Annotated in this window: 24 protein-coding genes; 17 read left to right on the top strand and 7 right to left on the bottom strand. The window is 74.4% G+C overall.

What is annotated here, in order from left to right; translation table 11 throughout:
- Window positions 1–181: 181 nt before the first annotated feature.
- Complete coding sequence (locus AC07D6_RS11645) at window positions 182–859, top strand: GntR family transcriptional regulator (RefSeq protein WP_315878837.1); 678 nt, start codon at window positions 182–184, stop codon at window positions 857–859.
- Window positions 860–1,047: 188 nt separating this feature from the next.
- On the opposite strand, the gene AC07D6_RS11640 is transcribed toward AC07D6_RS11645, so the two are convergent.
- Entirely contained in the window at window positions 1,048–1,329 is a 282-nt protein-coding gene (locus AC07D6_RS11640; protein WP_315878836.1) for an HPr family phosphocarrier protein, read from the bottom strand.
- Between the two features lie 85 nt (window positions 1,330–1,414).
- Here AC07D6_RS11640 and AC07D6_RS11635 point away from each other — a divergent pair, with 85 nt between their 5' ends.
- The 4 genes from AC07D6_RS11635 (at window position 1,415) to AC07D6_RS11620 (ending at window position 6,993) form a co-directional block, all read left to right on the top strand.
- On the top strand, window positions 1,415–4,372 hold the full coding sequence (locus tag AC07D6_RS11635; RefSeq protein WP_479043499.1) for a bifunctional acetate--CoA ligase family protein/GNAT family N-acetyltransferase: 2,958 nt from the start codon (window positions 1,415–1,417) through the stop codon (window positions 4,370–4,372).
- A gap of 67 nt (window positions 4,373–4,439) precedes the next feature.
- The gene (locus tag AC07D6_RS11630) at window positions 4,440–5,024 is read left to right on the top strand and encodes a DUF5998 family protein (RefSeq protein ID WP_315878834.1); all 585 of its coding nucleotides are present in this window, start codon (window positions 4,440–4,442) and stop codon (window positions 5,022–5,024) included.
- On the top strand, window positions 5,024–6,229 hold the full coding sequence (locus AC07D6_RS11625; RefSeq protein ID WP_479043498.1) for an alkaline phosphatase family protein: 1,206 nt from the start codon (window positions 5,024–5,026) through the stop codon (window positions 6,227–6,229). Before AC07D6_RS11630 ends, AC07D6_RS11625 begins: the two co-directional genes overlap by 1 nt.
- 74 nt (window positions 6,230–6,303) lie before the next feature.
- The gene (locus tag AC07D6_RS11620) at window positions 6,304–6,993 is read left to right on the top strand and encodes a thymidine kinase (RefSeq protein WP_479043496.1); all 690 of its coding nucleotides are present in this window, start codon (window positions 6,304–6,306) and stop codon (window positions 6,991–6,993) included.
- Here the strand turns inward: AC07D6_RS11620 and AC07D6_RS11615 are convergent.
- Window positions 6,965–7,738 carry a VOC family protein gene (locus tag AC07D6_RS11615; RefSeq protein WP_315878831.1) on the bottom strand — a complete coding sequence of 258 codons (774 nt, stop codon included), beginning with the start codon at window positions 7,736–7,738 and terminating at the stop codon, window positions 6,965–6,967. The genes AC07D6_RS11620 and AC07D6_RS11615 overlap by 29 nt on opposite strands.
- Before the next feature lie 236 nt (window positions 7,739–7,974).
- Here AC07D6_RS11615 and AC07D6_RS11610 point away from each other — a divergent pair, with 236 nt between their 5' ends.
- Window positions 7,975–8,838 carry a sulfurtransferase gene (locus AC07D6_RS11610; protein WP_479043495.1) on the top strand — a complete coding sequence of 288 codons (864 nt, stop codon included), beginning with the start codon at window positions 7,975–7,977 and terminating at the stop codon, window positions 8,836–8,838.
- An 86-nt stretch (window positions 8,839–8,924) separates the two neighbouring features.
- Here the strand turns inward: AC07D6_RS11610 and sepH are convergent, their stop codons facing one another.
- The 3 genes from sepH to AC07D6_RS11595 all read right to left on the bottom strand — a co-directional run bounded on the left by sepH (window position 8,925) and on the right by AC07D6_RS11595 (window position 12,971).
- On the bottom strand, window positions 8,925–9,971 hold the full coding sequence (sepH, locus tag AC07D6_RS11605) for a septation protein SepH (RefSeq protein ID WP_315878829.1): 1,047 nt from the start codon (window positions 9,969–9,971) through the stop codon (window positions 8,925–8,927).
- Between the two features lie 425 nt (window positions 9,972–10,396).
- Window positions 10,397–11,731, bottom strand: coding sequence for a D-arabinono-1,4-lactone oxidase (locus AC07D6_RS11600; protein ID WP_315878865.1), 1,335 nt, complete (start codon window positions 11,729–11,731; stop codon window positions 10,397–10,399).
- Complete coding sequence (locus tag AC07D6_RS11595; protein ID WP_479043494.1) at window positions 11,676–12,971, bottom strand: MFS transporter; 1,296 nt, start codon at window positions 12,969–12,971, stop codon at window positions 11,676–11,678. The genes AC07D6_RS11600 and AC07D6_RS11595 overlap by 56 nt, the downstream gene beginning before the upstream one ends.
- A 163-nt stretch (window positions 12,972–13,134) precedes the next feature.
- Between AC07D6_RS11595 and AC07D6_RS11590 the strand changes: the two genes are divergently transcribed.
- Window positions 13,135–14,262, top strand: a complete 1,128-nt coding sequence (locus AC07D6_RS11590; RefSeq protein WP_479043564.1) for a ferrochelatase — start codon at window positions 13,135–13,137, stop codon at window positions 14,260–14,262.
- Window positions 14,263–14,271: 9 nt separating this feature from the next.
- On the top strand, window positions 14,272–15,099 hold the full coding sequence (locus AC07D6_RS11585) for an inositol monophosphatase family protein (RefSeq protein ID WP_315878827.1): 828 nt from the start codon (window positions 14,272–14,274) through the stop codon (window positions 15,097–15,099).
- A 143-nt stretch (window positions 15,100–15,242) separates the two neighbouring features.
- On the opposite strand, the gene AC07D6_RS11580 is transcribed toward AC07D6_RS11585, so the two are convergent.
- A complete protein-coding gene (locus AC07D6_RS11580) occupies window positions 15,243–15,416 on the bottom strand; it encodes a hypothetical protein (RefSeq protein WP_315878826.1) in 174 nt (57 codons plus the stop codon).
- Window positions 15,417–15,751: 335 nt separating this feature from the next.
- Between AC07D6_RS11580 and AC07D6_RS11575 the strand changes: the two genes are divergently transcribed.
- The 4 genes from AC07D6_RS11575 to AC07D6_RS11560 all read left to right on the top strand — a co-directional run bounded on the left by AC07D6_RS11575 (window position 15,752) and on the right by AC07D6_RS11560 (window position 19,263).
- Window positions 15,752–16,405, top strand: coding sequence for a response regulator transcription factor (locus AC07D6_RS11575; RefSeq protein WP_315878825.1), 654 nt, complete (start codon window positions 15,752–15,754; stop codon window positions 16,403–16,405).
- A 3-nt stretch (window positions 16,406–16,408) separates the two neighbouring features.
- Complete coding sequence (locus AC07D6_RS11570) at window positions 16,409–17,647, top strand: sensor histidine kinase (RefSeq protein ID WP_315878824.1); 1,239 nt, start codon at window positions 16,409–16,411, stop codon at window positions 17,645–17,647.
- A 394-nt stretch (window positions 17,648–18,041) separates the two neighbouring features.
- Window positions 18,042–18,338, top strand: a complete 297-nt coding sequence (locus AC07D6_RS11565) for a DUF4193 domain-containing protein (RefSeq protein WP_010471668.1) — start codon at window positions 18,042–18,044, stop codon at window positions 18,336–18,338.
- A gap of 13 nt (window positions 18,339–18,351) precedes the next feature.
- On the top strand, window positions 18,352–19,263 hold the full coding sequence (locus AC07D6_RS11560; protein ID WP_479043491.1) for a hypothetical protein: 912 nt from the start codon (window positions 18,352–18,354) through the stop codon (window positions 19,261–19,263).
- Window positions 19,264–19,292: 29 nt separating this feature from the next.
- Here AC07D6_RS11560 and AC07D6_RS11555 read toward each other — a convergent pair whose 3' ends face one another.
- Window positions 19,293–19,775, bottom strand: coding sequence for a DUF3093 domain-containing protein (locus tag AC07D6_RS11555; protein WP_479043489.1), 483 nt, complete (start codon window positions 19,773–19,775; stop codon window positions 19,293–19,295).
- Between the two features lie 58 nt (window positions 19,776–19,833).
- Here AC07D6_RS11555 and AC07D6_RS11550 point away from each other — a divergent pair, with 58 nt between their 5' ends.
- The 5 genes from AC07D6_RS11550 to AC07D6_RS11530 all read left to right on the top strand — a co-directional run bounded on the left by AC07D6_RS11550 (window position 19,834) and on the right by AC07D6_RS11530 (window position 25,092).
- Entirely contained in the window at window positions 19,834–20,409 is a 576-nt protein-coding gene (locus tag AC07D6_RS11550) for a PaaI family thioesterase (protein ID WP_315878821.1), read from the top strand.
- On the top strand, window positions 20,409–20,921 hold the full coding sequence (dut, locus tag AC07D6_RS11545; RefSeq protein WP_315878820.1) for a dUTP diphosphatase: 513 nt from the start codon (window positions 20,409–20,411) through the stop codon (window positions 20,919–20,921). Before AC07D6_RS11550 ends, dut begins: the two co-directional genes overlap by 1 nt.
- A gap of 1 nt (window position 20,922) precedes the next feature.
- On the top strand, window positions 20,923–21,693 hold the full coding sequence (locus AC07D6_RS11540) for a DUF3710 domain-containing protein (RefSeq protein WP_479043488.1): 771 nt from the start codon (window positions 20,923–20,925) through the stop codon (window positions 21,691–21,693).
- A gap of 145 nt (window positions 21,694–21,838) precedes the next feature.
- Entirely contained in the window at window positions 21,839–24,409 is a 2,571-nt protein-coding gene (locus AC07D6_RS11535) for an ATP-binding protein (RefSeq protein ID WP_479043486.1), read from the top strand.
- Window positions 24,406–25,092, top strand: coding sequence for a response regulator (locus AC07D6_RS11530; RefSeq protein ID WP_315878817.1), 687 nt, complete (start codon window positions 24,406–24,408; stop codon window positions 25,090–25,092). The genes AC07D6_RS11535 and AC07D6_RS11530 overlap by 4 nt, the downstream gene beginning before the upstream one ends.
- Window positions 25,093–25,141: the final 49 nt, after the last annotated feature.

Below are 25,141 nucleotides of genomic sequence, written 5' to 3'. Positions count from 1 at the left end.
GCCTTCGCGTCGCCCCTCCGCCTCTCCGCCGCCCGCAGTCCACCGCCCCGGCCAAAAATTCACCATGGATTACGGCCCGGGATCGGAAAATGCCCTTCGTTGCAATAGAGTCACCGAACAGCGTCGAACTATTGGGTGTCGCGCGGATTAAACGGTGGGCGGAGCGATTCGGAGGTTCGGTATGCGCATTCCCGCGCACTCGGTGTGTACGGCGATCCGGGCGGACATCGTCTCCGGGGTGCTGCCGCGCGGCAGCCGCCTCGCCGAGGAGCAGCTCGCCCGCCGCTACGGCGTCTCCCGCGTCCCCGTCCGCGAGGCGCTGCGGACCCTGGAGTCGGAGGGCTTCGTCGTCTCGCGCCGCCACGTCGGCGCCTGCGTGGCGGAGCCGACCGAGCAGGACGCCGCCGACCTGCTGGAGATGCGCACGCTGCTGGAGCCGCTGGGCGCCGCCCGCGCCGCCCAGCGCCGCACCGAGGCCCACCTCAAGGTGCTGCGCGGCCTCGTCCGCCTGGGTCGGGAGGGGGCTCGCCGCGGCCAGGGGGAGGACCTGCGCCCGCTGGGCGACTGGTTCCACGAGACGCTCGCCCAGGCGTCGGCCAGCCCCGGCCTGACCTCGCTGCTCACCCAGCTGCGCCACAAGACCGCCTGGATGTACGCGGTCGAGGAGCCGGCCAGGCCGGCCGAGGCGTGGGCGGAGCGCGGCGCGATCGTCGACGCCGTCGCCCGGAGCGACGCGGAGCGGGCCCGGATGCTCACCGCCCAGCACGTCGAGCGGTGGCGCGGCACCCACCGGCTGCGCCGCACGGGCCGCGTGAGGGGTTCGCAACCTCCCGTAAACACCGCCGGAGCGCGGAATTAACAGCGGGACCGTATACAAAGGAAGGGAGAAATGACGGGGTCCTTTTCGGCTGCCCGCGAAAAGCACTGCCCGGAAAATCGGGGAATCCACGAGACCGGCGGGAACCGGAAATCCGGCGCGTCCCGGAAGAAGGAGAGCCGCACCCCCGAATTCCGGGCGGTGCGGCTCCGTGGTGCTGCCGGTCGTCGTCAGACGGTCTCGGGAAGCTCCTCAAGACCCTCGGCGACCAGCTTCGCCAGACGGTCCAGCGCCGCGTCCGCGCCCTCGGCGTCGGAGGCGAGGACGATCTCCTCGCCGCCCTGCGCGCCCAGGCCGAGCACCGCGAGCATCGACGCGGCGTTGACCGGGGTGCCGCCGGCCTTGGCGATGGTCACGGGGACGCCGGAGGCCGTGGCGGCACGGACGAAGATGGAGGCGGGGCGGGCGTGCAGGCCCTCGGCCCAACCGACGTTGACGCGGCGCTCAGCCATGGTGTTGCCCTTCAAGTGCTAGTGGTTGTCTAGACCAGTCTCTCATGTCCGGCGGAGTGCCGGAACGGCGCCGTACCCTTGGCCCATGCTGAACCCGTCCGATCAGTCGGCGCACGCGTACCCCGACCACTGGGAGGCCGACGTGGTGCTGCGCGACGGCGGCACCGCGCGGATCAGACCGATCACCGCGGACGACGCCGAGCGCCTGGTCAGCTTCTACGAGCAGGTCTCGGATGAGTCGAAGTACTACCGGTTCTTCGCACCTTACCCCCGGCTCTCCGCCAAGGACGTGCACCACTTCACCCACCACGACTACGTGGACCGGGTGGGCCTGGCCGCGACCGTCGGCGGCGAGTTCATCGCGACGGTCCGCTACGACCGGATCGACGCCGCGGGCCGCCCCGCCGCCGCCCCCGCCGACGAGGCCGAGGTCGCCTTCCTCGTCCAGGACGCCCACCAGGGCCGCGGCGTCGCCTCCGCCCTGCTGGAGCACATCGCCGCCGTCGCCCGCGAACGCGGCATCAGGCGGTTCGCCGCGGAGGTGCTGCCCGCCAACACCAAGATGATCAAGGTGTTCACGGACGCCGGGTACACCCAGAAGCGCAGCTTCGAGGACGGCGCCGTCCGCCTCCACCTCGACCTGGAGCCCACCGACCGCTCCCTCGCCGTCCAGCGCGCCCGCGAGCAGCGCGCCGAGGCACGGTCCGTGCAGCGCCTCCTCGCCCCCGGCTCCGTCGCCGTCGTCGGCGCGGGCCGCGCCCCCGGCGGCGTCGGCCGCACCGTCCTGCGCAACCTCGTCGACGCCGGGTTCACCGGCCCCGTGTACGCCGTGAACCGCGCGCTCCCCGCAGGGCCGGCCGCCCTGGACGGCGTCCCCGCCCACCGCTCCGTCGGCGAGATCGGCGAGCCCGTCGACCTGGCCGTCGTCGCCGTGCCCGCCGAACACGTCCCGGACGCCGTCGCGGACTGCGGCGAGCACGGCGTGCGCGGGCTCGTCGTCCTGACCGCCGGCTACGCCGAGAGCGGCCCGGCCGGGCGGGAGCGCCAGCGGGCCCTGGTGCGGCAGGCCCGCTCGTACGGGATGCGCGTCATCGGCCCCAACGCCTTCGGCGTGATCAACACCGCGGACGGCGCCCGGCTCAACGCCTCCCTCGCCCCGCAACTGCCCGCCGCCGGGCGCATCGGCCTGTTCACCCAGTCCGGCGCGATCGGCATCGCCCTGCTCTCCGGGCTGCACCGGCGGGGCGCGGGCGTGTCGTCGTTCGTCTCGGCCGGCAACCGGGCCGACGTCTCCGGCAACGACATCCTCCAGTACTGGTACGAGGACCCCGACACCGACGTGGTCCTGCTGTACCTGGAGTCCATCGGCAACCCCCGCAAGTTCACCCGGCTCGCCCGCCGCACCGCCGCGGTCAAGCCGGTCGTCGTCGTCAAGGGCGCCCGGCACAGCGGCAGCGCACCCCCCGGCCACGCGGTGCCCGCCACCCGCATCCCGCACGCCACGGTGTCCGCGCTGCTCCGCCAGGCCGGGGTCATCCGCGTCGACACGGTCACCGAGCTCGTCGACGCGGGCCTGCTGCTCGCCGGGCAGCCCCTGCCCGAGGGGCCGCGCGTCGCCATCCTCGGCAACTCCGAGTCGCTGGGCCTCCTCACGTACGACGCCTGCCTCACCGAGGGCCTGCGACCGCTGCCGCCCCGCGACCTGACCACCGCCGCCACCCCCGAGGACTTCCGGGCGGCGCTCGCCGGGGCCCTGCACGACGACGCGTGCGACGCGGTGGTCGTCACCGCGATCCCGCGGGTCGGCCTGCGGGGGACGGCGGAACCGGCCGGCGAGGGCGAGGTGCTGGCGACCGCCCTGCGCGAGGCGTGCGCCACCTCCCCGGCGAAGCCGGTCGTGGTCGTCCACGTCGAACTGGGCGCCCTGGCGGACGCCCTGGCGGCCGCGACCAGCACGGCCCCCGCCCCGGAGCACCCGGCCCCGGCCGGCCGGGCGGAACCCGCGGGCGCCGCGCCGACGCTGGGCGCGGCGGCGGACCGGACGCCGTACGGGGGGACCGCGACCGCCCCCCGTCCGCCCGGCGCGCCGCCGGAGCCCGGGCGCGCCCCCGCCGACGGTCCCGTGCCGCCCGGCGCCCCCGCCGGGAACATCCCCGCCTACCCCGCCGCCGAGCGGGCCGTGCGGGCGCTGGCCGCGGCCGTCACGTACGCCGAGTGGCGGCGCAAGGCCGCCGAGCCGGGCCGGGTGCCCGAGTACGAGGGCGTCGACGAGAGGGGAGCCGCCGCACGGATCGAACGGCTCCTCGGCACGGGCGGTACGGGCAGTGCGAGCGGTACGGGCGGCGTGGGGGAGCGCGGCATCACCCTCGCGCCGGACGACACCCGCGAGCTGCTCGCCTGCTACGGCATCGCCGTACGGCCCGTCCTCCCCGCACCCGACCCCGACACCGCCGTACGCGCCGCCGCCCGCCTCGGCTATCCGGTCGCCCTCAAGACCACCGCGCCGCACCTGCGCCACCGCCCCGACCTCGGCGGCGTACGGCTCGACCTGGCGACCGAGGAGCAGTTGCGCACCGCGTACGCCGAGCTCACCGAGGCCCTCGGCGGGCCCGCCGAGCTCCAGCCGGTGGTCCAGGCCATGGTGCCGCGCGGCGTCGACACCGTCGTCCGCGCCGCGATCGACCCGGCGGTCGGTGCCGTCCTGTCCTTCGGCCTCGCCGGCGCCCCGTCCGAGCTGCTCGGCGACATGGCGCACCGCCTCGTTCCGGCCACCGACCGCGACGTCGCCGAGCAGGTCCGCTCCATCCGGACGGCCCCCCTCCTCTTCGGCTGGCGGGGCTCCGCGCCCGTCGACACGGCCGCCCTGGAGGAGCTGCTGCTGCGCGTGTCGCGGCTGGTCGACGACCACCCGGAGGTCGTCGCCGTCGGGCTGGAACCGGTCGTCGTCGCCCCGCGGGGCCTCGCCGTCCTGGGCGCGACCGTACGGCTCGCCCCGCCCCCCGCCCGCACCGACCTCGGCCCCCGCCGCCTGCCCAGCTACTGAGCGGGGCGGCCCGGGGCGGTTTCCACAGCCGTCACCGGGGCTCCGGGCGCCCCGTAGGATGGAGTCCATGGCGAAGACCGGTACGACGACCCAGGGGCTGCGCGCGGCGATCGAGCGCAGCGGCTACTACCCGGCCCTCGTGGCCGAGGCGGTGGAGGCCGCCGTCGGCGGAGAGCCGATCGCGTCGTACCTCGTCCACCAGGAGACCACGTTCGACGCCAACGAGGTCCGGCGCCACGTCACGGTCCTCGTGCTCACGGCGACGCGCTTCATCGTCAGCCACACCGACGAGCAGAACGCCGACACGACCTCCCCGACCCCGTACGCGACCACGTCCACCGAGTCCGTGAAGCTCGGCCGGATCTCGTCGGTCGTCGTCAGCCGCGTCGTCGCCAACCCGGAGTCGTACGAGCCCGGCGCGCTCCCGCGCGAGATCGTCCTCACGGTCGGCTGGGGCGCCGTCTCCCGGATCGACCTGGAGCCCGCCGCCTGCGGCGACCCGAACTGCGACGCCGACCACGGTTACACGGGCAGCTCCACCGCCGACGACCTGAGCCTGCGCGTCAGCGAGGCCGGCGACGGCCCGGAGACGGTCCGCCAGGCCCTCCACTTCGCCCAGGCCCTCTCCGAAGCCACCGCGGCCACGCGCTGATGGTCCAGCCGACGACCACGGCCTCCGCCTGGCCCGACGACCCGGTGCCGCTGTCCCTCGACACGGCGCCCGTACCGGCGTACGGCTCCGGTTCCCTCGCCGATCTGCTGCCGACGCTGGCGGCGGGGCTGGGCGTGCCGGGCTTCGAGCCCCGCATCGCCGAGCTGGCGCCGGCCGACCGGGTCTGCGTCTTCCTGATCGACGGGCTCGGCTGGGAGCAGGTCAAGGCGCACCCGGCGGAGGCCCCGTTCCTCGCCTCGCTCCTCGGCTCCTCGCGCGGGGGCACGGGCCGCCCCCTCACGTCCGGTTTCCCCGCCACGACCGCGACCTCGCTCGCCTCGGTCGGCACGGGCCTGCCCCCCGGCGCCCACGGCCTCGCCGGGTACACGGTGCGCGACCCGGACGCGGGCGAGCTGATGAACCAACTGCGCTGGCGCCCCTGGACCCCGCCGAGCGTCTGGCAGCCGTACCCGACGGTCTTCCAGCTGGCCGACGCCGCGGGCGTCCACACGGCCCAGGTCTCGTCCCCGGCCTTCCAGGACACCCCGCTCACGAAGGTCGCGCTCAGCGGCGGCACGTTCCACGGGCGGCTCTCCGGCGAGGACCGCATGGACTTCGCCGCCGACCAGCTGGCGGGCGCCGACCGCGCGCTCGTCTACACGTACTACAGCGAGGTCGACGGCGCCGGCCACCGCTTCGGCGTGGACTCCGACGCCTGGCGCGGCCAGCTCATGCACGCCGACCAGCTCGTCCAGCGCCTCGCCGAGCAGCTCCCGGCGCGCTCCGCGCTGTACGTCACGGCGGACCACGGCATGGTGGACATCCCGTTCGACGAGGAGTCCCGCATCGACTTCGACGAGGACTGGGAGCTGCGCGCCGGCGTCGCCCTGCTGGGCGGCGAGGGCCGCGCGCGCCACGTGTACGCCGTGCCGGGCGCCGAGGCGGACGTGCTGGCGTGCTGGCGCGAGGTGCTCGGCGACCGCTTCTGGGTCGCGGGGCGCGACGAGGCGATCGCCGCGGGCTGGTTCGGCCCGCACGTCGACGAGCGGGTCCTCGGCCGGATCGGCGACGTGGTCGCCGCCGCGCACGACGACGTGGCCCTGACGGCGTCCCTCGCCGAGCCGCACGAGTCGGCGATGGCGGGGATGCACGGCTCGATGACCGCCGCCGAACAGCTCGTCCCGCTGCTGGAAGTCCGCACGTAGCGCACGCCCCGCACCGCATCGCCCGCCCCCACGCCCCGGCCCGCGCCGCAGACCCGAAAGGTCGTCACTTCCCCATGCCCGAGCTCGTGTTCTTCTCCGGAACGATGGACTGCGGAAAGAGCACCCTCGCTCTGCAGATCGAGCACAACCGGTCCGCGCGCGGCCTCCAGGGCATGATCTTCACCCGCAACGACCGGGCGGGCGAGGGCAAGCTCTCCTCCCGCCTCGGGCTGGTCACCGAGGCCGTCGAGGCGGCCGAGGAGTTCGACTTCTACGCGTACCTCGTCGATCACCTCTCGCGCGGAGGCCGCTGCGACTACGTGATCGCGGACGAGGCGCAGTTCCTCGCCCCGGAGCAGATCGACCAGCTCGCGCGGGTCGTCGACGACCTGGAGCTGGACGTGTTCGCGTTCGGCATCACCACCGACTTCCGCTCCAAGCTGTTCCCGGGCTCCCAGCGGCTGGTGGAGCTGGCGGACCGCGTGGAGGTGCTCCAGGTGGAGGCGCTGTGCTGGTGCGGCGCGCGGGCGACGCACAATGCGCGCACGGTCGGCGGCGTGATGGTCGTCGAGGGGGCCCAGGTCGTCGTCGGGGACGTCGACAGCGGTGACGAGGTCGGGTACGAGGTGCTGTGCAGACGCCACCACCGGCGCAGGATGACGGCCGCCACCGCCCGCGCGGCCGCGCTGTCGCCGGACGTCCTGCCCGTCGAGCCGGCCGCGGCCGAGCCGCCTGTCAGCGCCCGGACGACCGTACGATCGTGAAGACGGCGCCCTCCGGGTCCGCGACCGTCGCCGTCCGCCCCTCCACGCCGTCCCGCGGCGCGCGCAGCACCTTCCCGCCCAGCTCCTCGACCCGCCGCGCGGCCGCGTCCGGGTCGGCCACCTCGAACCACGTCGTCCAGTGCGCGCCCCGGTCCCGCGGCAGGTCGGCGCCGACCCCGCGCACCGACGCCGCGGGCCGCCCCTTCGCGAGGAGGGTCACGCGGTCCTGGTCGTCCGGGCCCAGCGGGTCGGGCTCGTAGCCGAAAACCGTGCGGTAGAACTTCACGACGGGCTCGCACTCGTGCGTCAGCAGCTCGTTCCACACCGGCGTGCCCGGGGCGCCCGCCACCGCGGTCCCCTGGAACGCGGCCGCCTGCCACACCCCGAAGACCGCGCCCGCCGGGTCGGAGCAGATCAGGAGCCGCCCGGCGTCGCCCGAGTCCAGCGGCCCCACGGCGACCGTCCCGCCGCCGCAGCGGACCGACTCGGCCGTGCCGTCGGCGTCGTCGGAGGCCAGGTACGCCGTCCAGGCGCCCGGCAGGTCGCGGTCGGCGGGCAGCCGGCCGATCCCCGCGACCTCCCGGCCGTCGAGCAGCGCCCGCACGTACGGGCCGAGCTGCGACGGGCCCGGCTGGAACTCCCAGCCGAACAGCTCCCCGTAGAACTCCTCCGCCGCGTCAAGGCCGCGCACCATCAAGCTCACCCAGCAGGGTGTACCCGGCTCGCGCCGGGTCGCCTCGGTCATCGTCACATTCTCCTTGGACCATCGTCGCGGCCGTGCGGGGGGACCGGGCGCGGACCGCGCCGGTGCAGCGGCTTCACGCCCCGTCAGATGCTGGCACCGCGGGCCGGGCGGTGCGCCCGGGCCGCGCCGGGGTTTGGCGCGATCCGGCAGGAGGATGCCCGAAATTCCGACTCCCATCCGCGCTTTCCACCGTCAGTCCTCCCGGCAGGTCCCGTATCTGCGCGAGGATGGCACGTATGAACCGCAACGCAAGCACCGACTCGCACCCCCTAGTCTCCGCCGCGGACCTCGCGGCGGAGATGGCGTCCCCGGCGCCCGGCGGGCCCCGCCTCGTCCTGCTGGACGTCCGCTGGGAGTTGGGCGGCCCGCCCGGCCGCCCCGCGTACGAGGCGGGGCACATCCCCGGCGCCGTGTACGTGGACCTCGACGCCGAGCTGGCCGGCGCGCCCGGCGCCGGGGGCCGCCATCCGCTGCCGGACCTCGGCGTGTTCGGCGCGGCGATGCGCGCGGCCGGGGTGTCGTCGGGATCGCGGGTGGTCGTGTACGACGGCGGCCGGGGCTGGGGGGCGGCGCGGGCCTGGTGGCTGCTGCGCTGGGCGGGCCACGCCGACGTGCGGGTCCTGGACGGCGGGCTCGCCGCGTGGCGGGGCGGGCTGTCGACGGCGGTGCCGGAGCCGGTGCCGGGCGACTTCGTTCCCGTACCGGGAGGGCTGCCGCTGCTGGACGCGGACGGGGCGGCGGCGCTGGCCCGTGCCGGGCTGCTGCTGGACGCGCGGGCGGGGGAGCGGTACCGGGGCGAGGTGGAGCCGATCGACCCGGTCGCCGGGCACATCCCGGGCGCCGTGTCGGCCCCGACGACGGAGAACGCCGCCGAGGACGGCCGCTTCCTGCCGCCGGAGGCGCTGGCGGCGCGGTTCGAGGAACTGGGCGCCCTGGACGCCCCCGAGGTGGGCGTCTACTGCGGCTCCGGTGTTTCGGCGGCCCACGAGGTCCTGGCCCTGGAGGCGGCGGGCGTCCGGGCGGCGCTCTACGTCGGATCCTGGTCCGAGTGGAGCCGGGACCCGAACCGCCCCGTGGCCACGGGCCCCGACCGGGGCTGAGCCTCCCCGCGCGCACCGGATCCACCCCGGTACGGGTCCCGCCGCGGCGGGGCCCGCGCGGGTCCGGTGCGCGGGGCGGGCCCCGGCTACTCCTGCTTCTTGCGGCGCGTGCCGAAGACGATCTCGTCCCAGCTCGGGACCGCCGCCCGGCGGCCCGGGCGGACGCCGTCGGCCTCCGCCTGGCGGTCCGTCGTGCCGATCAGGCGGTCGCGGTGGCCGCTCACCGAGCGGGGCATCAGGACGTCCGCGTACGCCGAGCCGGCGCCGGCCGACGCGGCGGGGGCCGGGGGCTCCTCGGCGTCCGGCTCGCTGTCGGGCTCGGCCGCCGCCCCGTCCGTCCCGGTCGGCAGGTCGGGGACGACCATGTCGCCGCGGAAGTTGGGCACCGCCTCCAGGAGACTGGTCAGCGAGTCCCGCTCGGACTCCTCCGCGGGCTCGGCGCTCGGCGCGGGCGGCGCGGACCGCTCGCGCGGCAGCCGCGCGATGCGCGGGACGAACGGGAAGCTCGGCTCCGGCACGGCCACCGCGTCGTCGGTCTCGCCGATCAGCGCGCGGGCCTCGGCGTCCACGGCCTGGACGAGCCGCCGCGGCGGGTCGTACGTCCAGCTCGCCGTGTGGACCTCGCCGGCGACCCGGTAGACGAGCAGCACCTCCCACGTGCCGTCGTCGCGGCGCCAGGAATCCCACGCCACGGTGTCCTTCTCGGCGCCGCGCAGCAGCAGCCGCTCCTGCACCGCCTCGCCGAGCTGCGGACCCGCGTTCTCGCCGGGGCGGCGGACGGGGGTCTTCCGGGCCCGCTCCGCCATGAAGGCGCGCTCCGCGAGCACGGGCCCCTCGAAGCGGCGGACGCGCTCGACGGGGATGCCCGCGAGCTGGGCGACCTCCTCGGCGGAGGCACCGGCCCGTATCCGCGCCTGGATGTCCCGGGGCCGCAGGTGGCTCTCCACCTCGATCTCGATCTGGCCGAGTCGGGGACGGTCGTTGCGGACGGCGGCGCGCAGCCGCTCGTCAATCGGAAGCGTGTACTCCGTGTTGTCCGCAGCCTTCAGCACCAGTCGTGTGCCGTCGTTGGAGACGGCCACGACACGCAGTTCGGGCATGGGGACCTCCCGGGTGGTGCCTGCCGACGTCACGTGCGTCGCTGCTTCCGCTAGTCGAGTGTGGCCTGCCCGGGTGCAGCCTGCCACAACCTTGCCGAGTTGACCGGCGTGTCGGGCGTGGGCCCTGGAACGCCGTCATGGCACGGTAACCCATTCCGCAACTGGACGTGACCGATCCGTCACGCTCCGTCGCGGGCTCCCGTGCGGTATGGCGGCGCCGCCGGATCGAGTGCCATTTTCGGCCCCTCCCGTCGATCCTGGGCATCCGTGAGGGACCGATGCCCAGGGTTCGCCACAGTACTCCATTCGGGCCATGTCGGTGGACCGGCGCGCCGCCGAAGTTCTCGCGGTGTCCGGTGATCGACCCTCCGACAGGGTCTCGCCGACGAGGGCGTGACGGGAGGAAACGGTCGAAAGGGAGCTAGGTGCGGCTCCCTCGGGCGGTGCCGTGCGCGGTGTCAGTCACCCAGCACCCGCCGCAGATAGGGGTTGCCGAAGAGACGGTCGGGATCCAGCCGGTCGCGCAGCGCCACGAACTCCCCGAACCGGGGGTACGCCTCCGCCAGGTACGCCGCGTCGCGCGTGTGCACCTTGCCCCAGTGCGGCCGGCCCCCGTGCGCCGTCATGATCCGCTCCGCCGCCGTGAAGTACGCCCGATAGGGGGTGCCCCGGTACATGTGGACCGCGATGTACGCGGTGTCCCGTCCCGACGCCGTCGACAGCGTGATGTCGTCGGCCGGCGCCGTCCGCACCTCCACCGGGAAACTCACCCGCAGCGGCGAGCGGTCCACCACCGCCTTCAGCTCCCGCAGGGCGGCCACCGCCGCCTCCCGCGGAACGGCGTACTCCATCTCCACGAACCGCACCCGGCGCGGACTGGTGAAGACCTTGTACGGGATGTCCGTGTACGTCCGCGCCGACAGCGCCCGGCTGGACAGCCGCGCGATCGCCGGGACCGCCGCGGGCAGGGCCCGCCCGAAGGAGTTGGCCACCTGGAACACGCCGTTGGACAGGAACTCGTCCTCGAACCAGCCGCTCACCGCGCCCGGCGGGTCCGCGGGGCCCAGGCTGCGGTTGTTCCGCTTGGTGTTGCAGTTGCCCGTGTGGGGGAACCAGTAGAACTCGAAGTGCTCGTTCTCCGCGTACAACTGCTCGAACTCGGCCGTGACCCGGTCGAAGCCCATCGGCTCCTCGCGCGCGGTGAGCAGGAACATCGGCTCCACCGCGAAGGTGACCGCCGAGACGACGCCCAGCGCGCCCAGGCCGACCCGGGCGGCGGCAAAGACCTCCGGCTCCACCTCCTCGGAGCAGGCCGTCACCCGCCCGTCCGCCGTCACCAGCTCCAGCTCCCGGACCTGCGCGGCGAGCGACGCCGAGTCCCGGCCCGTCCCGTGGGTCCCGGTGCTGATCGCGCCCGCGACCGTCTGCTCCATGATGTCGCCCATGTTGGCGAGCGACAGGCCCTCCCGGGCCAGCGCCGCGTTCAGCCGCTTCAGCGGCGTACCCGACTCCACGGTCACGGTCATCGAGGCGCGGTCGATCCGCCGGATCCCGGTGAGCAGGTCGGGACGGATCAGCAGCCCGTCCGTCGCGGCTATCGACGTGAACGAGTGGCCCGTCCCCACCGTCTTGACCCGCAGGCCGTCGTCGGCGGCGCTCCGCACCGCGTCCGCCAGCTCCCCCACGGACGCCGGCCGCGCCTCCCGCGCGGGCCGGACGGAGACGTTCCCCGCCCAGTTACGCCAGGTGCCGCTCGCCCTGCTCCGGCCGCCCCTCCTGCCGAGACCGCCCAGGTTGCTCAGACTGCTCAGGGTCCTGCTGCGCACGCTGCCCCTCCCGCGTCGGCACCGGCCTGTTCAGCCGGCGGTACCCCAGGAACGCCACCGCGGCCGCCAGCACCCCCGCCAGACCGGGCACCGCGTACCCCGCGTCCGCTCCGTGCACGGCGACCACCCATCCCGAGATCGACGTGCCGAGCGCCACACCGACCGCGAGCCCGGTTCCGGTCCAGGTCATGCCCTCGGTGAGCTTGCCGCGCGGTACGTGCGCCTCCACCAGGGCCATGGTGGTCACCATCGTCGGCGCGATGGCGAGGCCCGCGGCGAAGAGCGCCACGGCCAGCAACGGAAGGTTCCCGGCCAGTTGGAGGGGGATCATACTCACGGCCATCGCGAGCACACCCACGACCCAGCGGCGGGCGGGGGCGCCCTTCAGCCGCAGCATCCCGAACACGGCGCCCGCCAGGCACGAACCGCCCGCGTACACCGCGAGCACCAGGCTCGACGCCGTCTTGTGGCCCTGCTCCTCGGCGAACGCCACCGTCACCACGTCGACCGCGCCGAAGATCGCGCCGGTCGCGACGAACGCCACCACCAGCACCTGCAGACCGGGGGAGCGCAGCGCGCTCGTCCGCGCCGCCCCGTGCTTCTCGACCGGGTGGGGCGCCGGCTCGGTGGCCCGCTGCGCGGTCAGCCACCACGCGCCGACCAGTAGGAACATCCCGGCCAGCAGCGGGCCCGCCGCCGGGAACCAGATCGTCGACAGGCCGATCGAGAGGGGTGGGCCCAGGATGAAGCACACCTCGTCGACGATGGACTCCAGCGAGTACGCCGTGTGCAGCTCCTGCGGCCTGCCCCGGTAGATCTCCGCCCACCGCGCGCGGGTCATGGCACCGATGCTCGGCACGCAGCCCGCGGCCAGCGCGCACACGAACAGCGTCCAGTCCGGCAGCTCCCACTGCGCGCAGAGCACCAGCGCGCCGATGGCCACCACGGACACCAGCGTCGCCGGCCGCAGCACGCGGCGCTGCCCGTACCGGTCGACGAGCCGGGACACCTGCGGGCCCAGCACCGCCGCCGACAGCGCCAGCGTGCCGGTCAGCAGGCCGGCGAGCCCGTACCGGCCCGACAGCTCCGTGACCATCGTCAGGACGCCCACGCCCGTCATGGCGAGCGGCATCCGGCCGATGAGGCCGGCGGCGGAGAACCCCAGGGTGCCGGGGACGGCGAAGATCGCACGATAGGGACTGGGCAAGGGGCACTCCGGAGCGGGGGGTGGGACACGGCCGGCGGGGGCGGCCGGCGAGGTAAGGCGCATGGACAGCCTTGACAGGTTACGGCCGAATGGAGGAGCGCGCACAGCGGTTTCCCCGCTGTCAGTGCCGGGTGGCAGGATCGGAGCCATGTCCGATCAGCGTGTGCCCGACCAGCGTGACCCCTCCCCGTACGACGCCCTGCTGCTGCTCTCCTTCGGCGGCCCGGAGGGACCCGAGGACGTGGTCCCGTTCCTGGAGAACGTGACGAGGGGTCGGGGCATCCCCAAGGAGCGCCTCAAGGAGGTCGGACAGCACTACTTCCTGTTCGGCGGCGTCAGCCCCATCAACGACCAGTGCCGGGCGCTGCTCGCCGCCCTCCGCGAGGACTTCGCCGCCGCCGGCCTCGACCTGCCGGTCTACTGGGGCAACCGCAACTGGGCGCCGTACCTGACGGACACGCTCCGCGAGATGGTCCGCGACGGGCGGCGCCGCATCGCCGTCCTCGCCACCAGCGCCTACGCCTCGTACTCCGGCTGCCGGCAGTACCGGGAGAACCTCGCCGACGCGCTCGCCGCGCTGGAGGCGGAGGGCCTGCCGCTGCCGAAGGTCGACAAGCTGCGGCACTACTTCAACCACCCCGGCTTCGTCGAGCCCATGGTCGAGGGCGTCCTGAACTCCCTCGCCGAGCTGGACGAACCGGTCCGCGCCGGCGCCCACCTCGCCTTCACCACGCACTCGATCCCCGACTCCGCCGCCGACACGTCCGGCCCGGTCGGGGAACACGGCGAGGGCGGCGCGTACGTCAGGCAGCACCTCGACGTGGCCCGCCTCATCGCCGGGGCCGTACGGGAGCGCACCGGCGTCGACCACCCCTGGAAGCTCGTGTACCAGTCCCGCAGCGGCGCCCCGCACGTCCCGTGGCTGGAGCCGGACATCTGCGACCACCTGGAGGAGCTGCACGAGGCGGGCGCCCCGGCCGCCGTGATGGTGCCCATCGGCTTCGTCTCGGACCACATGGAGGTCCTGTACGACCTGGACACGGAGGCCACCGCGAAGGCCGCCGAGCTGGGCCTGCCCGTGCGCCGCTCGGCCACCGTGGGCGCCGACCCGCGCTTCGCCGCCGCCGTCCGGGACCTGCTCCTGGAGCGGGCCGCCACCGAACGCGGCGCCGCCGTCGAGCGGTGCGCCCTGGGCGCGCTGGGACCCTCGCACGACCTGTGCCCCGTCGGCTGCTGCCCCGCCCGCGCCAAGCGGCCCGCCGCGGCCGGCGCCGACAGCCCGTACGCCTGAGGAGGCCCCGTGACCGATCCGCTGCCGCACGATCCGGCCGACGACCCGCTGCTGGACGAGCTCCTGGCCGTCGCCCTGGAGGCCGCGCGCCGCGCGGGCGCCCTGCTGCGCGACGGGCGCCCGGCCGACCTGGGCGTCGCCGCGACCAAGTCGAGCCCCATCGACGTGGTCACCGAGATGGACATCGCCGCCGAGAAGCTGATCACCGACCACCTCGCGGAGCACCGCCCGCACGACGGCCTGCTCGGCGAGGAGGGCGGCGCAGCGGAGGGCACCAGCGGCATCCGCTGGGTCGTCGACCCGCTGGACGGCACGGTGAACTACCTCTACGGCCTGCCGACGTGGGCGGTGTCCATCGCCGCCGAGCGGGACGGCGAGGCGCTCGTCGGCGTCGTGGAGGTCCCGATGCGGGGGGAGACGTTCCGGGCCGTACGGGGCCGGGGCGCCCGTCTGGGGGAGCGGCGGCTGCGCTGCCGGCCGGCCCCGCCCCTGGACCAGGCCCTCGTGTCGACCGGGTTCAACTACGTCACGACGGTCCGCGCCCACCAGGCGGAGGTGGCCCACCGGCTGGTCCCCCTCGTGCGGGACATCCGCCGCAGCGGCTCGGCCGCCGTCGACCTGGCCGACGTGGCCGCCGGCCGGCTGGACGGCTACTACGAGCGGGGGCTCCGCCCCTGGGACCGGGCGGCGGGGGCGCTCATCGCGCGCGAGGCGGGCGCCCTGACCGGCGGTCGCCCCGGCGGGCCGGAGACCGACGACCTCACGGTGGCGGCGGTACCGGGCGTCTTCGAGCCGCTCCAGGCCCTCCTGGAGGACTTCGGCGCCTGGCACGACTGACGGGGCCCGGGCCCGCGCCCGGTCGCCGCGCCCGACCCGCCGCCGGATCCGGCGTCCCCGATCCGCCGCCGGGTCGCACCGGTCCGTACGCGCGCGAAGGCCCCGGGTCCCAGGGGGACGCCGGGGCCTTCGCGGTCGGGTCGTCAGGCGGAGACCACGGAGACCTCCACTCCGTGTTCCGCCGCCAGGCGGCGGAGGTCGTCCAGCTCCGCCTGCTCGACGTCGGCCAGGAAGTCGTCTCCGGTCTCCCGCGCCCGCGTCAGGTCGGTTTCCGTTGCCCTTATGCGCTGCAGCAGTCCTGCGGTGAAAGCGTCCATGATGCGCCCCCTCGTCATGGGTCGGTTGGCACGGGGTGTGCCGAGGGTGGGTTCGGATCACGCACAGCGCCTCTGGGGGACAGAGCGGCTCGTGGCGTGCCACATACAGGGCGTGATCTCGGGTGTGCAGTCGTCCTCCCCAAGGGCGGCCCCGCGGAAACCTCGCGGACCCGGGAGTGTCGCGAACGCGTCGGGCCGTACCCGTCCCGCGGGCCCGGCCACCGGCCGACTTACAGCCGGTTTACGCGTGTAAGGGGGAGGATGGCCAGGACACCGGCGATCCCGCCGGTGTCCAAGACCTGCCCGGATCCGGGCTCGGAGGAAGGAACAGCGCCGTGCGCGTACTCGTCGTCGAGGACGAGCAACTGCTCGCCGATGCGGTGGCCACCGGACTGCGCCGGGAGGCCATGGCCGTCGACGTCGTGTACGACGGGGCCGCCGCCCTGGAGCGCGTCGGCGTCAACGACTACGACGTCGTCGTCCTCGACCGCGACCTGCCCCTCGTCCACGGGGACGACGTCTGCCGCAAGATCGTCGAGCTGGGCATGCCGACCCGCGTGCTGATGCTCACCGCGTCCGGCGACGTCAGCGACCGGGTCGAGGGCCTGGAGCTGGGAGCCGACGACTACCTGCCCAAGCCGTTCGCGTTCAGCGAGCTGATCGCCCGCGTCCGCGCGCTGGGCCGGCGCACGACCGTGCCGCTGCCGCCCGTCCTGGAGCGGGCCGGGATCAAGCTCGACCCGAACCGCCGCGAGGTGTTCCGCGACGGCCGGGAGGTCCAGCTGGCCCCGAAGGAGTTCGCCGTGCTGGAGGTGCTGATGCGCAGCGAGGGCGCCGTCGTCTCCGCCGAGCAGCTCCTGGAGAAGGCGTGGGACGAGAACACCGACCCCTTCACCAACGTCGTCCGCGTCACGGTCATGACCCTCCGCCGCAAGCTCGGCGAACCGCCGGTCATCATCACCGTGCCCGGCTCCGGCTACCGGATCTGACCCGTGACAGGCACGCCCACACCACGCGCGGCACCCCCCAAACCGACCTGGGACCCCCGGATCCCGGCCCGCCCCCTGCTGCGGCCGACGATCCGGATACGGCTCACCCTGCTCTACGGCGGCATGTTCCTGATCGCCGGGGTCCTGCTGCTGTCGATCATCTACCTGCTCACCCGGCAGGCCCTGTACATCAGCACCGACGACCTGCCCTTCAGGCTGCTGACCGGCCAGGTCGACGCGAACTTCGACTGGTGCCGGCTGCCCGCGGAAGGGGTGACGGCCGACCAGTTCAACGACGCCATGGCCGCCTGCCTCCAGCACCAGCGCGACCTGGCCCTCGACGACCTGCTGCGGCGCTCGCTGTTCGCCCTGCTGGGCCTCAGCATCATCGCGTTCGCCTTCGGGTACGCCATGGCGGGCCGGGTGCTGTCCCCGCTGGGCCGGATCACCCGCACCGCCCGCCAGGTCGCCGGCTCGGACCTGAGCCGCCGCATCAAGCTGGCCGGTCCGGACGACGAGCTGAAGGAGCTGGCGGACACCTTCGACGAGATGCTGGACCGGCTGGAGCGGGCCTTCACCGCCCAGCAGCGGTTCGTCGCCAACGCCTCCCACGAGCTGCGCACCCCGTTGGCGATCAACCGCACCCTCCTGGAGGTGCACCTGTCCGACCCTGCCGCCCCCGTGGAGATGCGGGAGCTAGGCAAGGCGCTGCTGGCCACCAACGAGCGCAGCGAGCAGCTCGTGGAGGGGCTGCTGCTGCTGGCCCGCAGCGAGAACCAGATCGTGGAGCGCAAGCCCGTCGACATCGCGGAGGTGGCGTCCCGCGCCATCGACCAGGTGCGCGGGGAGGCCGAGGCGAAGGGCGTGGAGTTCCGCGGCGAGCGCGTCCCGGCCGTCGTCCAGGGCAACGGCGTGCTCCTGGAGCGCATCGCCCTGAACCTCGTCCAGAACGCCGTCCGCTACAACGTCCCCGAGGACGGCTGGGTGGAGGTCACGACGGCCGTCGAGGGCGGCCAGGCGGTACTGGTGGTCTCGAACACGGGGCCGGTCGTCCCGGCGTACGAGATCGACAACCTCTTCGAGCCCTTCCGGCGGCTGCGGGAGGAGCGGACGGGCAGTGACCGGGGCGTCGGGCTCGGTCTGTCGATCGTCCGGTCGGTGGCGCGCGCCCACGGCGGGCGGATCACCGCGGTCCCCCGTGAGGGCGGCGGGCTCGTGATGCGCGTCACGCTGCCGCGCTGACCCACCGCTCGGTGCATCTCCGGTGTTCGCTGTACGCGGAATTTCCCGAAGGGGGCGAACACGGCGCGCTGTGTGATCGATCACAAGGGCTTACTTCCGGACCCTCACCCTGTGTGAGGAATTTTAGCCCCCTAAAACCATGAAAAGTCCGGGTTTCCAGGCGGCCGGATTACGGGAAGTACACGGGGTGGTGCCTGTGAAGCGCACGATGGCGACCGTGTACGGTCCCGTTCGCCACCCAAACCCGATCACTCAAGAGGGGTCCGGTTGGGTGTCGATTGAGTAACAGACCTTGATGTGAGGCAAAATCTCCGCCTCAGGTCGGGCACAAGTCCGGCCTCTCACGCGTTACGTGCGCTGGAGACACCGCAAACACCCAGAGGGGGAGAGTGACATGGCTACGGACTACGACACCCCACGCAAGACCGATGACGACGTCGACCAGGACAGTCTCGAAGAGCTGAAGGCCCGGCGGAACGACAAGTCGACCTCCGCGGTCGACGTCGACGAGTTCGAGGCCGCCGAGGGCCTGGAGCTCCCGGGCGCCGACCTTTCCAACGAGGAGCTGGCCGTCCGCGTCCTGCCGAAGCAGGCGGACGAGTTCACGTGCATGAGCTGCTTCCTCGTGCACCACCGCAGCCAGCTGGCTCGGGAGAAGAACGGCCAGCCGATCTGCCGAGACTGCGACTGAGGAGCGGTCGGTCGTGGCAGGCGAGACCCCGTTCAGGAAGAGGCTCGGCTTCCGCGGGAAGCCGGAGACCTCCCAGGGCGGCCCGGGGCCGGCGGACGGCGCCCACGGGGCGCCCGCCGAGCCCTCCGCCCCCCTGCCCTCCCCCGACGCGCGTGACGGCGGGCGGGGTCCCGCGGCCTCGCTCGAACCCGCCGGCGACGGCGCCCGGCCCCGCCGGTCCCTGTCCGCCACCGGCTCGCGCGGCGTGGACCTCGTCCGGCGCGGCGTGCGCAAGGGCGGCGCGGGAGCCCGGGCCGGCCTCGCGTACCTGGCCGACCGGATCATCGAGAACGCCCCGCGCGTTCCCGTACGGGACCTGGCCACCCTCCGCGGGCAGTTCCCGGGCCTCGGGCCCGAGCAGCTCGCCGACAAGCTGGTCGCGGGCGCCGCGGCGGCCTCGGCCACGGTGGGCGCCGGAGTCGGCGCGGCCGCCGCGCTGCCCGTACCCCCGGCGATGCCCGCCGAACTGGCCGCCGAGGTCACCGGCATCGCCGCCATCGAGCTGAAGCTCATCGCCGAGCTCCACGAGGTCTACGGCCAGCGGCCGCCCGGCAACCTCAAGGAGCGCTCCACGGCCTACCTGACGGCCTGGACGGAGGAGCGCGGCATCGACGTCACCAAACCCACCACCGTGAACGCGGCCCTGGGCGGCCGGATGAAGCGCGAACTGCGCCAGCAGATCATGAAGCGCACCGTGCGGAACCTGCCGAACCTGCTCCCGTTCATGATCGGCGCCACCGTCGGCGCCGTGATGAACCGCCGCGACACGAAGAAGCTCGCCGAGCGGATCCGCAACGACCTGCGCACCCGCCAGGTCCCCTGGGACGCCCTCCCCGCCCTGCCCCCGCTGGAGCAGCCGGAGAACCCCAAGGAGCTCGGCTACTAGACCCGCCGGAGCCCCGGGCCTGCCGGCCGCTAGCGGCCGACCACCGCCTCCTGCGCCTGCCGGATCGCCGCCGCCAGGCCCTCGGGATCGCGGGTCGACAGGTACACGTACGGCGTGGGGTCGGCCGGGTCGGTCACCTCGACGCGCACCGCGCCCGGGACGTAGCCGCGCAGCACCATGAACGCCCGCGGGTCCGCCTTGTACGTGCGCCAGGCCCGCGCTTCCTCGGCGTCCAGGGCCTCCGGCTCGCCCAGCGCCTCCACCGGGATCCGCGCGTCCCCCGCGACCAGGGAACCGGCCACCACGCGCACGCGCGCGGAGCCGTACGAGCTGACGCAGATCGCCGCGAGCGCCCCCGCGACGATGATCCCGCCGAGCATCGGCACCGCGCCCAGCGGCATGGCCACCAGGCCCCCGGACAACCCCAGCAGGGCGGCGATCAGCCACCACGGACCGGGGGCGGTGAGTCGTTCGTCGTACTGCGGGGCCGAAGGGCGGTCGGAAGGCTGCATACACCCAAGCTTGGCACGGGGCGACCGCCGCGCCGCCGCGCGGGTAAGGTCTGCGGCTGTGAGCACTGCACTGACGCCCCCGGACGGGGCCCGGCCGCCGGTACGGCACCCCGACGCGCCCGCCCCGGGCGAGCTCCTCGGGGCCCACTACGCGTACTGCTTCGGCTGCGGCGACGGCCAGCCCCACGGACTGCACCTGGAGGCCAGGGCCGGCGAGGGCGTGTCCGTCACCGCCGAGTTCACCGTCACCCCCGACCACCAGGGCGCCCCCGGACTCGCCCACGGCGGCGTCCTCGCGACCGCGCTCGACGAGACGCTGGGCTCCCTCAACTGGCTGCTGCGGGTGATCGCCGTGACCGGCCGGCTGGAGACCGACTTCGCCCTCCCCGTGCCCGTCGGCACCGTCCTCCACCTGGAGGCCGAGGTCACCGCGGTCCACGGCCGGAAGATCTACTCCACGGCCACCGGCCGGATCGGCGGTCCCGAAGGTCCCGTCGCCGTCCGCGCCGACGCCCTCTTCGTCGAAGTCAAGGTCGACCACTTCATCGACAACGGCCGCCCGGAGGAGATCCGGGCGGCGATGGACGACCCCGACCAGGTCCGGCGCGCCCGCGCCTTCGAGGTGAACCCCTGATGCGCAACCCTGTCGACGTGCTGATCCGCCGCCTGGACCCCGAGGTCCCCCTCCCGTCGTACGGGCACCCCGGCGACGCCGGCGCCGACCTCGTCACCACCGAGGCCGTCGACCTCGCCCCCGGTGAGCGCGCGGTCCTCCCCACCGGGGTGTCGATCGCCCTCCCGGACGGGTACGCGGCCTTCGTACACCCGCGCTCCGGGCTGGCCGCCCGGCTGGGCGTCGGGATGGTGAATGCCCCGGGGACCGTCGATGCCGGGTACCGTGGAGAGATCAAGGTGATCGTGGTCAACCTGGATCCGCGCGAGAGCGTCCGGTTCGAACGGTTCGACCGGATCGCCCAACTGGTCGTTCAGCAGGTCGAGAAGGTCCGCTTCCACGAGGTGGCGGAGCTTCCCGGCTCGGCACGGGGCGAGGGGGGCTTCGGATCCACGGGCGGGCACGCCGCCGTGGGTGGCTGGACGGGTGGGAATCCATACGCAGCGGTCGTAACCGACCGGGAAGGACAGTGACGTGTTCGGACGTCGCAAGAAGGCCAGTGCCGCCGAGAACGCGGCGAGCGAGGCCGAGCAGGTCGTCGACGCGGTCGACACCGACGAGGCGGCGGAGGAGGGCGGCCCCCGCCGGGTGAACCTTCCGCCGGCGCCCCGGCCGGACGGGCCGTGGGACGTCTCCGAGGTCTCCAAGCCCGAGGAGGGACGCGTCGACCTGGGCGGCCTCTTCGTCCCCGGCGTCGAGGGCATGGAGCTGCGCGTCGAGGTCGCGGGGGACGCGATCGTCGCGGCGACGGTCGTCCTGCGGGACAGCGCGATCCAGCTGCAGGCGTTCGCCGCGCCCAAGAACGAGGGCATCTGGGGCGAGGTCCGCGAGGAGATCGCCTCCGGCATCACCCAGCAGGGCGGCGTCATCGACGAGGTCGAGGGCCCCCTCGGCTGGGAGCTGCGCGCCCGGGTCCCGGTGCAGTTGCCGGACGGCACGGGCGGCGTCCAGTTGGTGCGGTTCGTCGGCGTCGACGGCCCCCGCTGGTTCCTGCGCGGGGTCATCTCCGGGCAGGGCGCCGTCCAGCCGGAGGCCGCCGGACTGCTGGAGCAGATCTTCCGGGACACGGTCGTCGTACGCGGTGAGGGCCCGATGGCCCCGCGCGACCCGATCGTCCTGAAGCTGCCGAGCGACGCGCAGATGGTCCCCGAGGGCGTCCAGGCCGAGGGCCAGCCCGCCGGCTCCCGCTTCTCCGGCGACATGGGACAGCTCCAGCGCGGCCCGGAGATCACCGAGATCCGCTGACCGCGTCGCGAGGGGGCGGGCCACCGGGCACAGGGCGTCAGAATCCCGGCAGGACCTCCCGGACACCGCCCCCGTCCGGTTTCGCCTCACCGCCGGCCGTAAGGTCGACGCTGCGCGGGCACGGTGCCCGGAAGAGGATGAGGCGATGGGACGCGGCAAGCTACGGATCTACCTCGGCGCGGCGCCGGGGGTCGGCAAGACGTACGCGATGCTGTCCGAGGCCCACCGCCGCGCCGGACGCGGCACCGACTGCGTCGTCGCCTTCGTCGCGCACCACTCCCGGCCCCGCACCGAGGCGCTGCTGACCGGCCTGGAGCAGGTCCCCCGCCGGACCGTCGAGCACCGGGGCGCGGTCCTCGCCGAGATGGACGTCGACGCCGTCCTGGCCCGGCGCCCCGCCGTCGCCCTCGTCGACGAGCTGGCCCACACCAACGCCCCCGGCTCCCGCAACACCAAGCGCTGGCAGGACGTCGAGGACCTGCTCGCCGCCGGGATCGACGTCGTCTCGACCGTCAACATCCAGCACCTGGAGTCCCTCGGCGACGTCGTCGAGGCCATCACCGGCGTACGGCAGCAGGAAACCGTCCCCGACGAGGTCGTCCGCCGCGCCGACCAGATCGAACTGGTCGACATGTCGCCCGAGGCGCTGCGCCGCCGCATGGCCCACGGCAACATCTACGCCCCGGACAAGGTCGACGCCGCCCTCGCCGACTACTTCCGCCCCGGCAACCTCACCGCCCTGCGCGAACTGGCCCTGCTGTGGACCGCCGACCGCGTCGACGAGTACCTCCAGCAGTACCGCAGGGACCACAGCGTCTCGACGATCTGGGGCTCCCGCGAACGCATCGTCGTCGGCCTGACCGGCGGCGGCGAGGGCCGCACCCTCATCCGCCGCGCCGCCCGGCTCGCGGAGAAGGGCGCCGGCGGCGAGGTCCTCGCCGTGTACGTGGCCCGCGGCGACGGGCTGACCTCCGCCTCCCCGAAGGAACTGGCCCTCCAGCGGACCCTCGTCGAGGACCTCGGCGGCACCTTCCACCACGTCATCGGCGACGACATACCCGCCGCGCTGCTGGAGTTCGCCCGCGCCCACAACGCCACGCAGATAGTCCTCGGCGCCAGCCGCCGCAAGAGCTGGCAGTACGTGTTCGGGCCCGGCGTCGGCGGAACCGTCGCCCGCGACTCCGGACCCGACCTCGACGTCCACATCGTCACCCACGGCGCCGCCGGCCGCGGACGCGGCCTGCCCGCCGCCCGCCGGAGCCGCCTCAGCCGAGTCCGCAGCGCCTGGGGCTGGAGCGTCGGCGTCCTCGGCCCGTGCCTCCTCACCTGGGTGCTCTCGGTCCTCGAAGCGGGCGCCGACACCGGGCCCGGCCTCGCCAACGACATGCTGCTGTTCCTGGCGCTCACCGTCGCGGCGGCCCTCCTCGGCGGCCTGCTCCCCGCCCTGGCCTCCGCCGCGGCGGGCTCCCTCCTCCTCAACTGGTACTTCACCCCGCCCACCCGCACCTGGACCGTCGACGACCCGGAGAACATGGTGGCCATCGCCGTGTTCTTCGCGGTCGCCGCGTCCGTCGCCTCCGTCGTGGACACCGCCGCCCGCCGCACCCACCAGGCGGCGCGGCTGCGCGCCGAGTCGGAGATCCTCTCCTTCCTCGCCGGGAGCGTCCTGCGCGGCGACACCACCCTCGACGGGCTCCTCCAAGGGGTCCGCGAGACCTTCGCCATGGAGTCCGTGGCGCTCCTGGAACGCCCCGACGACCGCGCCCCGTGGACCTGTGCCGCCCACGCCGGCCCCGGCCGGCCGCCGGCCCGACCCGAGGACGCCGACGTCGACATGCCCGTCGGCGACCACCTCGCGCTCGCCCTGACCGGCCGCGTCCTGCCCGCCGAGGACCGCCGCGTCCTCGGCGCCTTCGCCGCGCAGGCCGCCGTCGTCCTCGACCGGCAGCGGCTCGTCGGCCAGGCCGAGGAGGCCCGCGGGCTCGCGGAGGGCAACAAGATCCGTACGGCGCTGCTGGCCGCCGTCTCCCACGACCTGCGCACCCCGCTCGCCGCGATCAAGGCCGCCGTCTCCTCCCTCCGCTCCGACGACGTCGAGTGGTCCGACGAGGACCGCGCCGACCTCCTCGAAGGCATCGAGGACGGCGCCGACCGCCTCGACCACCTCGTCGGCAACCTCCTCGACATGTCCCGCCTCCAGACCGGCACCGTCACCCCGCTGCTGCGCGTCACCGACCTCGACGAGGTCGTCCCGATGGCGCTCGGCGGCGTCCCCGAGGGCAGCGTCGACCTCGACGTCCCCGAGTCGCTGCCCATGGTCACCGTCGACCGCGGCCTGCTCGAACGGGCCGTCGCCAACCTCGTCGAGAACGCCGTGAAGTACGCCCCCGACCACAGCCGCGTCCTCGTCTCCGCCAGCGCCCACGCCGACCGCGTCGAGCTGCGCGTCATCGACCGCGGCCCCGGCGTCCCCGACGAGGCGAAGGAACGGATCTTCGCCCCCTTCCAGCGGTACGGCGACGCCCCGCGCGGCGCCGGAGTGGGCCTCGGCCTCGCCGTCGCCCGCGGCTTCGCCGAGGCCATGCACGGCACCCTGACCGCGGAGGACACCCCCGGCGGCGGGCTCACCATGGTCCTCACCCTCCGCGCCGCGCGGGCCCGTACCGCGGACGGCCGTGCCGATCCCCGCCCCCTACAGAAAGCAGGCCCCTCATGACGCGGGTGCTCGTGGTCGACGACGAGCCGCAGATCGTACGCGCCCTCGTGATCAACCTGAAGGCACGCAGGTACGAGGTCGACTCCGCATCCGACGGGGCGACCGCCCTCACCCTCGCCGCCCACCGCCACCCCGACGTGGTCGTCCTCGACCTCGGGCTGCCCGACATGGACGGCGTCGACGTCATCAAGGGCCTGCGCGGCTGGTCCCGCGTGCCCATCCTCGTGCTCTCCGCCCGCCACACCTCCGACGAGAAGGTCGAGGCCCTCGACGCGGGCGCCGACGACTACGTCACCAAGCCGTTCGGCATGGACGAGCTGCTGGCCCGGCTGCGGGCCGCCGTGCGCCGCGCCGAGCCGGTCGGCGGCGGGGACGGGGACGTGGCCGTCGTGGAGACCGCGGGCTTCACCGTCGACCTCGCCGCGAAGAAGGTCAACCGGGGCGGCAAGGACGTCCGGCTCACCCCGACCGAGTGGCACCTGCTGGAGGTCCTGGTCCGCAACGCCGGACGGCTCGTCGGCCAGAAGCAGCTCCTCCAGGAGGTCTGGGGCCCCTCGTACGGCACCGAGACGAACTACCTGCGCGTCTACATGGCGCAGTTGCGGCGCAAGCTGGAGGCCGACCCGTCGCACCCGAGGCACTTCGTCACCGAGCCCGGCATGGGCTACCGGTTCGAACGCTGACCTGCGGCGTACCGCGCGGCGGGGCGGCGGAACCGGGTCGCCGGAACAA

The organism is Streptomyces sp. NPDC045287 (assembly GCF_056432325.1).
Note: the sequence above shows the minus strand (reverse complement) of the source record. Positions and strands in the feature narration are given on the sequence as shown.

Coding starts and splice junctions, on each gene's coding strand:
- AC07D6_RS11645 (WP_315878837.1), top strand. CDS start 182: ATGCGCATTCCCGCGCACTCGGTGTGTACGGCGATCCGGGCGGACATC.
- AC07D6_RS11555 (WP_479043489.1), bottom strand. CDS start 19,775: ATGCAGCCTTCCGACCGCCCTTCGGCCCCGCAGTACGACGAACGACTC.
- AC07D6_RS11615 (WP_315878831.1), bottom strand. CDS start 7,738: ATGACCGAGGCGACCCGGCGCGAGCCGGGTACACCCTGCTGGGTGAGC.
- AC07D6_RS11610 (WP_479043495.1), top strand. CDS start 7,975: ATGAACCGCAACGCAAGCACCGACTCGCACCCCCTAGTCTCCGCCGCG.
- AC07D6_RS11625 (WP_479043498.1), top strand. CDS start 5,024: ATGGTCCAGCCGACGACCACGGCCTCCGCCTGGCCCGACGACCCGGTG.
- AC07D6_RS11530 (WP_315878817.1), top strand. CDS start 24,406: ATGACGCGGGTGCTCGTGGTCGACGACGAGCCGCAGATCGTACGCGCC.
- AC07D6_RS11565 (WP_010471668.1), top strand. CDS start 18,042: ATGGCTACGGACTACGACACCCCACGCAAGACCGATGACGACGTCGAC.
- AC07D6_RS11535 (WP_479043486.1), top strand. CDS start 21,839: ATGGGACGCGGCAAGCTACGGATCTACCTCGGCGCGGCGCCGGGGGTC.
- AC07D6_RS11620 (WP_479043496.1), top strand. CDS start 6,304: ATGCCCGAGCTCGTGTTCTTCTCCGGAACGATGGACTGCGGAAAGAGC.
- AC07D6_RS11580 (WP_315878826.1), bottom strand. CDS start 15,416: ATGGACGCTTTCACCGCAGGACTGCTGCAGCGCATAAGGGCAACGGAA.
- AC07D6_RS11640 (WP_315878836.1), bottom strand. CDS start 1,329: ATGGCTGAGCGCCGCGTCAACGTCGGTTGGGCCGAGGGCCTGCACGCC.
- AC07D6_RS11630 (WP_315878834.1), top strand. CDS start 4,440: ATGGCGAAGACCGGTACGACGACCCAGGGGCTGCGCGCGGCGATCGAG.
- AC07D6_RS11635 (WP_479043499.1), top strand. CDS start 1,415: ATGCTGAACCCGTCCGATCAGTCGGCGCACGCGTACCCCGACCACTGG.
- dut (WP_315878820.1), top strand. CDS start 20,409: ATGCGCAACCCTGTCGACGTGCTGATCCGCCGCCTGGACCCCGAGGTC.